We start from the raw sequence: 11,188 nt of genomic DNA, 5'->3' as shown, positions 1-11,188 counted from the left end.
GTTGTTCTCCATTGCAGATACCAGCTTGAATCACGATCAGCGCCCGGTGGAAATCCCTTTTGTCAACACGGCCTAGATCCAGACGACGAGGGAAATGGCCGCTTTGAAGGCAGCGTTGTTTCGCACGTGCTGCGTCTTCACGGGAAAAGCCCTATTTATTCCTATGTGCGAACGAGGGAACAGTTCGAGCAAGCGGCTCTCGAGTTTGGCAAATCAAACTACCGGTATCTGCATATTTCTGCGCATGCCGAACCCGAAGGAATGTGTACGACCAACCAAGAAGAGATCGACTACGACGAACTCGCAGAGATTCTCGCCCCACATCTGAAGGGCAGACGATTGTTTCTCTCTGCATGCTCCATGGTTCATGAGGACATGGCGAAGGAGATTATCCCGAAAACTGAGTGTTACTCAGTGGTCGGACCGAGAGAGGATATCCCCTTCACGACAGCTGCGGTGTTTTGGCCCGCCCTTTATCACTTAATGTTTACAATCAAGGACACCGCGATCAGCCACAAAACACTGAAAGATAATCTTTCTCGAGTTTCAGATTTGTTCGACACTGAAATCGGATACTTCTCAAAATCGAAAAAGTTAAAGCGCGGATACACGTCTGACATCATGAAAAGGCAGCGCTAAATTCTTCCCTCCACCCAATTCGCCACGATCAGCCCCGGAACGCTATCCAGCGCCCGCTCAGCGTCGCGGTCGAGGTCAAGCCGCTTCGGCAATTTGACCTGCGGGACCAGCAGGAAGATGGGCACGGTGACCTTGCCGCGCCCGGTCTTTGAGCGCGACATCACCGCCTGACCTCTCGTGTTCAGCCGTCCCTCCGCCACCAACAAACTCGGACCCGTTCGACGATAAACGAAGCGCAGGCGCAGCCCGCGCCGTCGTTCCCATTCTCCGGGGGTAATCCGACCGCCGCGGGTGGACTTGCCTGCGGCGGGCAGCGGGATCGCCAGCCAAAACCCGTCCTTCGAGCGGATCAACGGGCCGGTGTCGTGGGCTCCCACGATCACCGGTGCCTTGGACCAGACCAACGCAGCCGCATCCAGGCTTTCGCCGGACCTCGGGAAGTTCTGGTTGCGGATCGAGTTGGCGAGCCGCCGTCCGAGTCCCGCGCCTGTGATCTGCGTGCGCCAGGCAGTCTTGAGCCCGGTCCCGGCCTCGCGCATGGCGGCAGTCACCGCGCGTTCGCCCGCCGCGACCTCCGCTGCCATCATGGCCACAATATCCGGATCGATGTCGAGCTTGAGCTTCATGCCGCGCGCAAATCCACGGTCCAGACCAGCCGCTCGCGATCGCGGACAGGCTCGCCCTGAATGAGGAAGGCATCGCCGTCCATTTCCAAGCGGTCACCCGGACGCGGGGCCGGAACCTCCGCGACGCGCAGGTCGACCCGGGTCGTTTCCGACCAGAGCCGCGCGTCGCCGAAGTCGGTGATGGCATTAGCCTGCCTGGAGACGACGCGCACCAGCACGGGCGCGCCGCCGTCGGAGGTGTAGACCGCCTCTCGCCCGATATTGGGATCCGCGAACAGCGCATCCAGAATCGCGGCAAACACCGTCATCAGAAGCTCGCGTTCAGGCGCACCCGGCCGATAACATCGCCCGCGCCGCCCGCAACAGCCTCAACGGCCACGCCGATCAGCGTATTCGCCGTGGCGGTCTTGGTGGCTTCCTTATTTGTGTTGTCCCAATAGACCTTGTCGCCCGCCGACCAGGCTTGGGACGCGACCTTTTTCAGATCGAAAATGCCGACGAGCGCGGCCTCGACCGTTTCGGCATTAGCGGCATCCCCGGCGGCCACGCCGAAAATGGAGCCAACAAGCAGGCCGTCGCCGGATGTCACAGCATAGGGCGCGGTCAGGGTGATGGTGTTGCCGGGTTGGACGTAGTTTTTCATTGCGGGATCCTTTGCAAACAGGAACGGGCGGCCCGATTGGACCGCCCGTCAGAGGTGAGATTTCAGCGATGGCCCGGTTTATGCGCCCGGGTTCTTGTAGAGTCCGCGCCAATCGATGGCCTTTGCACCGAAGTCGAGGCGGCACTTGATCTCGACGCCGTCGACGTCGAAGCCGTTGCGGGTCTCGATATAGGCACCCTGCTGACCCTCGAGATAAGCGTACTCGATGGTGTCGATCTGGTTCGGACTGGCCGCCAGATACCAAGCGGTCTCGCTGGCAGCATCAAGCCGGGGCTCGCTGATCGGCGCGAGCGTACGGATCGATTGCGGCACGACGTTGGACGTCGCTGCGGGCACCAGGTTCTGGGCGACCATCTGCTCGGCCTTCAGTTCGAGCGATGCGGGCACGATCAGGAAGGCAGGCCGCACGTTCAGCACCGTCTTCTTGTCGAGACCAGTCTGCTTGGCCATCGCCGCACGGGCCGCGCCCACGGCATCGACCGCCAGCGCTGCGCCGGTCCCTGCGAGGTTCTTGTGGTTGGTGTGGAACAGGGCGTTGCCATCGGCCATGGCCGGGTTGGCGGTGATGATACCCCAGACCACGTCCGATTCCAGCTGCGCAATGGAGTTGCCGTACATTGCCGGGATGCGGGTGAAGGCGTCCAGATCATCATTGATCAGCGTCTGGCGGGTGATCGCGACCACCCGGCCATAGGTCTTGACCTTGTAGCTCTCCTTGCTCTCGCCGAGCGTGCCGCGCTTGAACTCGCCGCTCTCACCGACCTCCAGAAGCTGCGGCGCTTCGCCGAGCTGCACCCGGTGCATCGCCTTGAAGTCGGTGGCCAGCACCTGGCGGCAGAACAGCATGAAGGTCCGGGGATAGGCATCGTAGGCCTGCCGCAGGGTTTTGTTGGTGACCGCCGACAGGATCTCGGGGAAGTCGGACGTCGAATGCAGCGCCCGCGTCGCAACCTCGTCACGAGACAGACCGCGCGTGTTCACGCCCGCATTTCCAAGACTTTCACGCGCCAGTTCCATGAGCGTCATGCCGCGATACTGGCGGGCGGCATCTTCCAGAGTGAAGAGTGTCGGGCTGTAGCGGTGCAGCAGCGCATTCGCGACGGCATCCCGGCGGGTGATCTGCTCGTCACGGCCACCCAACGGGATCGACACCTGGCTGAAGGTGCGGGTTTCCTCGGATTTGGCAGCAACCTGATCGAGGATCAGACGCCGGGCCTCACCGATATCCGTTCCGCGCTTCACCAGATCCTCAGCAAAGCTGCGCTCGAGGTTCAGACGGCCCGCAAGATCATAGATCGTGGACACCCGGTCACGCTCCGTCTCGCGAGCGCGGGTCGCGACAGCTTCGGTATCGGGTGCTGCGGCAGTGTCGGCCTTCTGCGGCTTCGGCTGCGCGCGTGTCTGGGCGGCAGCGTCCTTCGGCTCGGCCACAGCCGCATTCGGTTCAGTCATGGTGGTGTCCTCGGCAGCATTGGCGTCGCTGGGCTGGTCTTTGGCCGCATCGGCCGGGGCATTGGATTTGTCCGTCATCGGGATGGCTCCTGTGTTGGTGGATGGGACGTCCCGGCGATGGAGGACGCAGTCGTGAAGTGGGGATTGGGCGCGGAAGCCTGCGGCGGGGTCCGCGCCAACGGGCACGGCGGACACCTCGAAGGGTGTCCAGTCCACCGCGCGCCAAAGCTCTCGGGCCGCTTCGGGTTTCGAGACCTCGAAACGGTGAACCTGGTAGCCGATGGAGACCGCACGGATGTGGCCCGCTTGGATGTCGCGCCAGATTGGTTCGACGTCAGCGCGCTCAGAAATCCGGACCTGCGCGACGCCACGACCGTTTTCGATGCGGGCAGACCCCGGCACGACCGAGCCGATCACGGCATCCAGCGTGTCGACCTCGTGCACCTTCAGAAACGGCGCGCCCGCGTTCAGACGATCCAGCCGCACATGGGTTGGATCGAGGCTGAGCTCCTCGTCATAGGGCTCTCCGAACAGGGTCGACCGGCGAACGCGCGCCCCCGCCGACCAGATCACCTCGACGGTGCGGGCTTCGGTATCGGCTGAGTTCGGCGTAAGCTCCGCCGACCGGCGCAGGGCCGGTAGTTCGATCATCGTGTCCATGTTGGTCAGTCCTGTTGGTCGGGGTCGGGCCGCGCCGGGTCCGTATCGGGATCGTCATCCGGATCGCTCGCCGGGTCATTGGCCGGGTCGTCGTCGACGGGGTCATTCGCCGGATCGCTTGTTTGGGCGCTACCGGTCTTGGTGACGCGGCGCGGGTCGCTGTCGAGCACCAGCCCAAGTGCATCGAGCTTGGCGTTGGTCGCGGCGATCTCGGAAAGCACCGCATCGGGGTTGCGCCCCTGGCGGGCAATCACCTCGGCCAGCGTCATGGTGCCGGATCGGATCGACAGCAGGTTGGCCATCGCGTCCTTTTGCGGATCGACCGCCTCGAACTTCGGCGGCGACCATTCGACCGGTACATCCGGCGTGGGGATCTGCCCCGCCGCCCATGCAGCTTCGGTGAACCAGCGCCACACCGGGGCGCAGAACATCGGGATGAACAGCTGCCACTGCACTGCGTCGATCTGACGGCGGAACTCCACAAGCCCGGCGCGGATCGAGGAATAGTTCACCTGGCTGAGATCCCCGGTCAGCAATTCGTAGGGCACCCGGAACCCGGCCGAGATCGTGTGCAGGCTGGCGCGCTTGTATTCGCCGTAGCCGCCGGTGGCCGACGGCTGGTTGAAGCGGATATCCTTGCCGCCGCGCGCATAGGCGATAAGGCCCGGTTCGAACTGCTCGACCCGGTTGCCATCGGCATCGACCACAGAGGGCGCGATGCCCTGCTGCGCCTCGTCATCGCCGAAGACGATGGCGGTCACGCAGGCCTCGGTTTTCTTTCGGACCAGTTCGGCAACCTCATAGTCGTCGAGATCGCGCAAGGACCGGATCACCGGCGCGCCCCAAGGAACACCGCGAGCCTGCGTGCGCTGCTTTTCATACACATGGGCGATCTCGGTCGCAGGGACCGGGCGGCTTTGAAGTCCATTCTGCAAGGCGCCATAGGCGTCGCCTGGGTGTTCGGCGTGCAGCCAATAGGCCCGGCGCTTTCCGACCGGGTCGAACTCGATCCCTTGTACCAGGCGATCCGCGCCGAGCGCGCCGGATTTCGTGGCGTCGAGGAAGTCGGCCTCCAGCACCTGCAATTGCAGCGGCACCGGCAGTCCGTCCGAAGATCGGCGCAGGCGGCGGCGTACGAGTACCTCGCCTGCCTCGACCATCTCGCGGCAGATCAGCGTTTGCAGACCGTAGAAGTCGAGCTGGCCATCGGCGTCGGCCGTGTCCGACCATTGCGCGAAGAGCGCATCGACCTTCCGGTCCAGTTTGTCGTTGCCGCTCGCCGCCCTTGGCATGATGCCCGCGCCGACGATGTTGTTCACCAGCACTGCCACGGCCTTGGCCGCATGCGGATTGTTGCGGACCAGATCGCGCATCCGGTCGCGCAGCAGCGCCCCGGCCACGCCGACCTCGGTGTCGGCCGAGGTGCCCGGCGCGCGCCAGCCTTCGGTCCGCCGCCCTTTGCCCGCGCCATCATAGCCCCGCGTCAGCGTCTCGAACGCTTGCCTGGCGAGAACACGGCGGGCCGCAGTACGCGGGGCCACCGTGGCAATCGCATGATCAAACCAGTTGGCTGACATCAGCGATCCCCGCGCGAGAAGCCCGCAAGACCGGCGATCGGCAGTGGCCTTGTCGTCCCCGCGATAGCGCGTTCGATGGTACAGATGCGCGCCAGTAAATCCTCGGCTGAGCCGTAGTCGACGGATTTGCCATCATAGCTGACCCGGGTCGTGCCGCTGGCATAGGCCCGGCGCAGCGCGGACAATTCGGATTCCGTCCAATCGGTCATCAAAACCATCCTCCGCGCCGTCCGAGCCAGTCGGATTGGCGTTTGCCTTGCGACGTCTGCGCTTGCCTGTTGATCTGCCCCGCGGGATCCGCAGAGGCGTCGGCGACCCCAAGCTGATCCTCGAGGTCGCGCCATTTCTCGTCGGTCCAACGATCCGCGCCCGCGATCCAGGCAGCGGCTCGCGCATAGACCCGGCAGTCCAGCGCCTCGTTGCGTTCGCGCAGCTTCTGCCATTCCAGCCGGGCGAAGCCGCGCTTGGTGCGCACGGTGACCAGTTGCTCGGCGACGAACTGCTTCAGCCATTCGTTCTCGACCCAGTGCGGCAAGTGGACCGTGCCGGGCGAGAAGACCGCGCCGTCAGCACGTTCTTCCTCGGTTGGTCGTTCAAGCCGAAGGAAGCGATATGTCTCTGCCTTGAATGTCGACACCGCCACGGTCCAGAGGCGCGCGCCACGCCGCAGACGTTTGCCGCCTTCGGTCGCGTCCACATAAGTCGGGCCCGACACCGGGCTGGCGCGATTGAACCCTTCCACGCCTTTCACGGGCGCCACCTGCGCAAAGCCTTGGGCCCGTGACCAGCCATAGACCGCCGGGGCCTCGTAGCCGGTATCGATCGCAAGCCGCGCGATCTTCAGATGCGCGCCACGCTCATGCGGCCAAGTCCGACCGAGAAGTTCGGTTAGGTCGCCCCAAGCCTCATGCCGGTCGGGCCCGCCCTCGACTACGATGTGATCGACGAGCCAGCTTTCCAGCCCGCGGCCCCAGGCCCACACATCGACCTCAATGCGGTCCTTCTGCACATCGGCCCCAGCGGTCAGGAACAACCCGCCCGCTGGCACCATGCCGGATTTCCAGCGCTCGCGCCGGTCGTAGAGCCGCTGCCAGTCGGGGGCTTCGCCGGTTTCGACCCAAGTCTCGCCCAGAATTGTGTTGCGGAACGCCTTGATCGCCTCGTCCGACCCTTGGGCCGCTTCCCATGATCGCACGATCCGCTCCCAACTCAGCCAGCCGATGGGCGAGTAAAGCGCCGAGAGGTGATACCCGACCGTGGTCGGATCGGCGGCCTTGGCGGTCGCCCGCCATTCGCCCCCCTCCAGCATCGCCGTCTTGTGATGTTCCGCGATGGGCGTCTCGCAGCCCTCGCAGTGATACTCCGCTGTCTCCGGGCGGCCCTTCTGCCAGCGCAGCCGGTCGAACTTCAGCCACTGCATCGCCCCGCAATGCGGGCACGGCACGAAGAACCGGCGCTGGTCACTCGCCTCGAACTCCCGCTCGATCCGGCTCAGCCCCCGGATGGTGGGCGTCGACACCAGGAACACCTTGCGCCGGTGGGCGAAGGTCAGCGACCGCGCCTCGGCCAACGTGACGGGGTCGCCTTCCTCGTCGGCCGATGCCGGATAGGCGTCGACCTCGTCGAGGAAGATGTAGCGCGCCGGGGTGGAGCGCAGCCCGACCGCCGAGTTGGCTCCCGTCATGATCAGGATGCCACCGGCGAATTCCTTCGACAGCATGGTGTTGCCCGCGTCGCGCGAGCGCGCTGGTTTGACCCGCTCACGCAATTCCGGGCTTTCGTCGATCAACGGATCAATCCGTTGTCGTGAGTTCCGTTTCGCCAGTTCCACCGTTGGCTGGACCGCCAGCATGGGCCCCGGCGCCTGGTGTATCGCGAACCCGATCCAGTTGTTGCCCGCCTCGGTCGCGCCGACCTGCGCCGCCTTCATGAATACGATCCGCTGTGTTGGATCGCCGGGCGACAGCCGGTCCATGATCTCGCCCATGTAGGGCGTCCGGGCTGTGCGATAACGCCCCGGTTCTGCCGAAGCGCGCCCCGACAACAACCGGTGCCGGTCCGCCCATTCCGACACGGTCAGGTCCGGATCGGGCGTGAGGCCCGCGCCCCAGGCGCGCAGGATCTCTGCCGCGCCATCGAAGTCCGGCATATTGTCCGCATCATCGGAGATCGGGTTTGACCTCGGCAAGATCGTCGAGCTGCGCACGGACATGTTTCTCCAGCACCTTTTGCATTGCGGCGGGCTCCACACCCAGATCGGCCGCCATCAACGCCGCCGCCCGTGCGGGCCAGTTGACCCAGCCATCGCGTTCCTGCCGCGCCAGCCGGAAGACCAGCGACAGCGCGCGGGCCCGATCGATCAACTCGCCCTTCAGCTTTTGCAGCCGGAGACGGCGTTCCTGCGCCTTCAGCACTTCGTTGGCCGTCTTGGCCTGCAGGAACGTAGTGCCGCTGCCGACCGGCGGTGCCGCCAGACCCTGTTCACGCAGTGTCTCGCCAACGACGGATACGGCTGCCTCCGGGACAGGTTTGAGTTTCGGTTGCGGCGGTTTTCTTGTCTTGGATGGGTCGGTCGCCTCGGCGCGCAGGGCATCGCTCGCCACCGCGTCGATGCTGCCATCGGCATGCAGAACCAACCGTCCCGTCGCCTTGGCCTTCTGGATCGCCCCGCGTGAAAGACCAACGCGGGCGGCGTATTGGCGCTCGCTCAGACCCTCCATTGCGCGCTCCGATTATCATTCAAAATCATGTGCTTATGTAGTTGATATGCCTCCGCACCAGAGCGAACGTGATCCTACGAAAACGATGCAACTCACAACGGAGCCACCGCGATGACCCGCCCGAACCCGATCACCACACCCCGCCACCAACTGCGCGCCGAGAAGGTTGCGCGGAACAAGGAAGCAGCGCTCAACGCCTTCATGGGCAAGAAAGCCGAGATCGACGAGATGCTCGCCCGCTTGGCAAGCCTCAGCGACGACCATTTCAACGCCCAACCCGACGAGATCAACTGGGGCCATGTCGGCACCCTTCAGCACTACACCGGCCTTCTAAAGCGCATCACCGACAGCGCCTTCAGCGAAGGCGAGCACGCGGAATGAACGGAGCAAACGCCATGGAAACCAGCACCATCCGCATCGCCATTCGGGGCCTCAACGAGCCTTGGGACACGAGCCGCATCCCAGCCGTCCTCGACGAGATCGCAGCATCGCTCCGCGAGGAGGCCAATGTTCCGGCGCGCCTCACCGCTGACAGCATGACCATCGCAATCGACGTCGCCACCGACCGGTTGCCCGATGCCGCAGCGCTCCTGCGGGATCTCGGGCTGATCTGACCACGGGCCGACGCCCGAACTCCGGCCGCGCGCCCTGCGCGGCTTGGGGTCGTAGGAGACCGCGACGGTCGCGGTCCGAACACGGAGACGATCCCATGACCAAGCTTTCCGACACCCAGACGATCATCCTGTCGCGCGCGGCCCAGAACGAGGACCGCATTGCCCTGCCACTGCCCGACAGCCTGCGCGGCGGGGCCGCCGCAAAGGTCGTTGGCGCGATGCTCACCAAGGGTTTCCTCGAAGAAGTCGATGCCGACATGCGCACCGGCGAGCCCATCTGGCGCGAGACTGGCGACGGCCACGGCATCACGCTGGTCGCCACCGAAGCGGGCCTCGCCGCCATCGGCATCGAACCCGAGGACGCGAACACCGCGCCTGCGGGCGCGACCGACGCGCCGACCGAGGAGCCCACGCCAGACACCCCCACCGAAACAGAGGAAGCGCCCAAGGCGCGCACGCCGCGCGAGGGCACCAAGCAGGCAACGCTGATCACCATGCTGCGCGCGGCGGACGGCGCGACCATCGAGGAGATCATGGCCGCGACGGGCTGGCAGTCGCACACGGTGCGCGGGGCGATGGCCGGAACGCTGAAAAAGAAGCTCGGGCTCGAGGTCAACTCGGAGAAGGTCGAGAACCGGGGACGGGTCTACCGCCTCGATTGATTTTACGCAGCATCTCGGAATCATAAGACGTCAAGAGGTATGCAGCATACCTCTTGACGAATCCTGTCGTCAGCCTGCAAGATGCGTGCATCAACCCTCTTGAAAGGTGGCGCGCATGGTCGACTCAATCACAGTTCGACTGGATCCCAATCTGGCATCCCGTCTCGGCGAATTCTTAACCCAAAACCCCAGTCTATCAGCTGCATCAGTAGCCGTTCGTGCCTTGGATGATTTTCTCCCGAAGGCACCAAAGGTCGTATCGACAAAACCGTCCAAGCCGGGCGGTGGACAGGATGAAGTAACAGGCCGCGAAGGCTATGAGTTCGGCAGATCGGCTGGCCGGGCGCTCGCGAGTCAAATTGGCGAGCTCATCAGCCCTGTGGCAACCGAGCTCAAATTACCAGACGGCCGTCCAGCCACCCTGCGTACGGCAAAGGGGCGCAACACCCAGTGGGGATGTCTCAACACGCTCCTCGAACGGGTCGATGTCGTTCTTTGTGCTTTCACTCCGGATGGGATCAACTTCGATGTCTGGGAGGTAGATGCCGAGGTCTGGGCGCGCGAAGCCCGAAACGCGTCTCCCGGCCACAAGCTACACAACAAACTCACGCTGCTGGGAAAGTCGGGCGTTGAGAAGTTCGGAAAACCCTTCGGCAGTTACTCCATCTAGTCGGTTGTTCGTTCGGGCGATCGTAGAGCGTTTAAGTCCGCGCTAGAGAATTTCCGGGTCCGGATCGCCTCAAAAACCCGACGCAATGCGAAGGAACGGGCGATGCTCACCACCGTGAACACCGCTCCCATCTTCAGGTTCTGCGCCAGCGTCGTATGCAGCCCGAAGACCGGGAAAATCAGGATCTGCGTCACGACGGCGACGCCGTAGCCGACGATCACGTTGGCGACGGACTCAACCAGCGACATGAGGCGCGACTGCTTCATGCCGCCGCCTCATCCATCGGCCAGCAATTCAGCCGCGAGAGTTCGCAGCGCATGCGCCGCAACCAGGGGGACCACGCCGTTGCCACAGAGGCGAAGCCGGTCCACCCGGTGGGCCAACCCATCAGCGCCTCGACGAACAGCGGGTTCAAGGTACGGCGCACATCGGAGGTATCGCTCCCAGCCATCGGCGTCACCAGGACCTGGCGGCCAAGCAGGCCGTTGACCGGCGTATTCGCCAATGTCGTCGCCCCATCCTTGTGATCCCGCGCGGTGGGCGTCATCCACATGCGGCTGACATGGGTCAGATCGGCCGTCTTGCGGTTGCCCGCACTCGGCTTGTTCCCGTCGTTCGCCATTGGCGTCGGCCAGTCCCGCGCCATGCCGTCCAGACCCTTCTCGCGTTTCCGGTCTCCGCCGCGGCGCCGGATACTGTCGGTCTGCGGCGTTGGCCAAATTGTGACCGCATCCATACCTTGGCTATTATTGCCGCACCAAATCTGTTAGGCTGAGCGGCAGCGACGTTTAAGCCCTTGAGAGGACCCGATACAATCGGCCACCTCTCTGATAATGAATCAAGCAAGGGGGAATTTAAATGGGAAAGAGAATTTATCTATCTTTGCTGGCTCTCTTTGTTTCTT

At 64.0% G+C, this 11,188-nt stretch carries 15 protein-coding genes; 5 read left to right on the top strand and 10 right to left on the bottom strand.

What is annotated here, in order from left to right; all coding sequences use genetic code 11:
* The coding region (locus ACOYQJ_RS24500) for a hypothetical protein (protein WP_422908528.1) at positions 1-639 on the top strand (639 nt) is incomplete at its 5' end.
* Here ACOYQJ_RS24500 and ACOYQJ_RS24495 read toward each other — a convergent pair.
* The 8 genes from ACOYQJ_RS24495 to ACOYQJ_RS24460 all read right to left on the bottom strand — a co-directional run bounded on the left by ACOYQJ_RS24495 (position 636) and on the right by ACOYQJ_RS24460 (position 8,338).
* Positions 636-1,265: a DUF6441 family protein gene (locus ACOYQJ_RS24495; protein ID WP_422908527.1), complete on the bottom strand. Its 630-nt coding sequence runs from the start codon at positions 1,263-1,265 to the stop codon at positions 636-638. The two genes, ACOYQJ_RS24500 and ACOYQJ_RS24495, sit on opposite strands and share 4 nt — an antisense overlap.
* The gene (locus tag ACOYQJ_RS24490; protein WP_422908526.1) at positions 1,262-1,573 is read right to left on the bottom strand and encodes a head-tail joining protein; all 312 of its coding nucleotides are present in this window, start codon (positions 1,571-1,573) and stop codon (positions 1,262-1,264) included. Before ACOYQJ_RS24490 ends, ACOYQJ_RS24495 begins: the two co-directional genes overlap by 4 nt.
* Positions 1,573-1,908 carry a DUF2190 family protein gene (locus tag ACOYQJ_RS24485; RefSeq protein ID WP_422908525.1) on the bottom strand — a complete coding sequence of 112 codons (336 nt, stop codon included), beginning with the start codon at positions 1,906-1,908 and terminating at the stop codon, positions 1,573-1,575. Before ACOYQJ_RS24485 ends, ACOYQJ_RS24490 begins: the two co-directional genes overlap by 1 nt.
* Before the next feature lie 78 nt (positions 1,909-1,986).
* Entirely contained in the window at positions 1,987-4,041 is a 2,055-nt protein-coding gene (locus ACOYQJ_RS24480; RefSeq protein ID WP_422908524.1) for a prohead protease/major capsid protein fusion protein, read from the bottom strand.
* Positions 4,042-4,046: 5 nt separating this feature from the next.
* Entirely contained in the window at positions 4,047-5,618 is a 1,572-nt protein-coding gene (locus ACOYQJ_RS24475) for a phage portal protein (RefSeq protein ID WP_422908523.1), read from the bottom strand.
* Entirely contained in the window at positions 5,618-5,827 is a 210-nt protein-coding gene (locus tag ACOYQJ_RS24470) for a phage head-tail joining protein (protein WP_422908522.1), read from the bottom strand. Before ACOYQJ_RS24470 ends, ACOYQJ_RS24475 begins: the two co-directional genes overlap by 1 nt.
* On the bottom strand, positions 5,827-7,830 hold the full coding sequence (locus ACOYQJ_RS24465) for a phage terminase large subunit family protein (RefSeq protein WP_422908521.1): 2,004 nt from the start codon (positions 7,828-7,830) through the stop codon (positions 5,827-5,829). Before ACOYQJ_RS24465 ends, ACOYQJ_RS24470 begins: the two co-directional genes overlap by 1 nt.
* Positions 7,778-8,338: a hypothetical protein gene (locus ACOYQJ_RS24460; RefSeq protein WP_422908520.1), complete on the bottom strand. Its 561-nt coding sequence runs from the start codon at positions 8,336-8,338 to the stop codon at positions 7,778-7,780. The genes ACOYQJ_RS24465 and ACOYQJ_RS24460 overlap by 53 nt, the downstream gene beginning before the upstream one ends.
* Before the next feature lie 111 nt (positions 8,339-8,449).
* Here ACOYQJ_RS24460 and ACOYQJ_RS24455 point away from each other — a divergent pair, with 111 nt between their 5' ends.
* The 4 genes from ACOYQJ_RS24455 (at position 8,450) to ACOYQJ_RS24440 (ending at position 10,284) form a co-directional block, all read left to right on the top strand.
* Positions 8,450-8,719, top strand: coding sequence for a hypothetical protein (locus tag ACOYQJ_RS24455; protein WP_422908519.1), 270 nt, complete (start codon positions 8,450-8,452; stop codon positions 8,717-8,719).
* A 14-nt stretch (positions 8,720-8,733) separates the two neighbouring features.
* Positions 8,734-8,952 carry a hypothetical protein gene (locus tag ACOYQJ_RS24450; protein ID WP_422908518.1) on the top strand — a complete coding sequence of 73 codons (219 nt, stop codon included), beginning with the start codon at positions 8,734-8,736 and terminating at the stop codon, positions 8,950-8,952.
* A gap of 95 nt (positions 8,953-9,047) precedes the next feature.
* Entirely contained in the window at positions 9,048-9,614 is a 567-nt protein-coding gene (locus tag ACOYQJ_RS24445; protein ID WP_422908517.1) for a DUF3489 domain-containing protein, read from the top strand.
* 115 nt (positions 9,615-9,729) lie between these two features.
* Positions 9,730-10,284 (top strand): hypothetical protein, encoded by a 555-nt coding sequence (locus ACOYQJ_RS24440; protein ID WP_422908516.1) that lies wholly within the window; start codon positions 9,730-9,732, stop codon positions 10,282-10,284.
* Here ACOYQJ_RS24440 and ACOYQJ_RS24435 read toward each other — a convergent pair.
* Together ACOYQJ_RS24435 and ACOYQJ_RS24430 are read right to left on the bottom strand one after the other, a co-directional pair.
* Positions 10,281-10,550 carry a DUF7220 family protein gene (locus tag ACOYQJ_RS24435; protein WP_422908515.1) on the bottom strand — a complete coding sequence of 90 codons (270 nt, stop codon included), beginning with the start codon at positions 10,548-10,550 and terminating at the stop codon, positions 10,281-10,283. The genes ACOYQJ_RS24440 and ACOYQJ_RS24435 overlap by 4 nt on opposite strands.
* Positions 10,547-11,020: a hypothetical protein gene (locus ACOYQJ_RS24430; RefSeq protein ID WP_422908514.1), complete on the bottom strand. Its 474-nt coding sequence runs from the start codon at positions 11,018-11,020 to the stop codon at positions 10,547-10,549. Before ACOYQJ_RS24430 ends, ACOYQJ_RS24435 begins: the two co-directional genes overlap by 4 nt.
* Positions 11,021-11,188 lie beyond the last annotated feature (168 nt).

The sequence above is a fragment of the Pacificoceanicola algae genome, from assembly GCF_049341065.1.
Lineage (GTDB): Bacteria > Pseudomonadota > Alphaproteobacteria > Rhodobacterales > Rhodobacteraceae > Pacificoceanicola.
The sequence above is the reverse complement of the archived record's forward strand: the minus strand, read 5'-3'. Positions and strand labels throughout refer to the sequence as shown.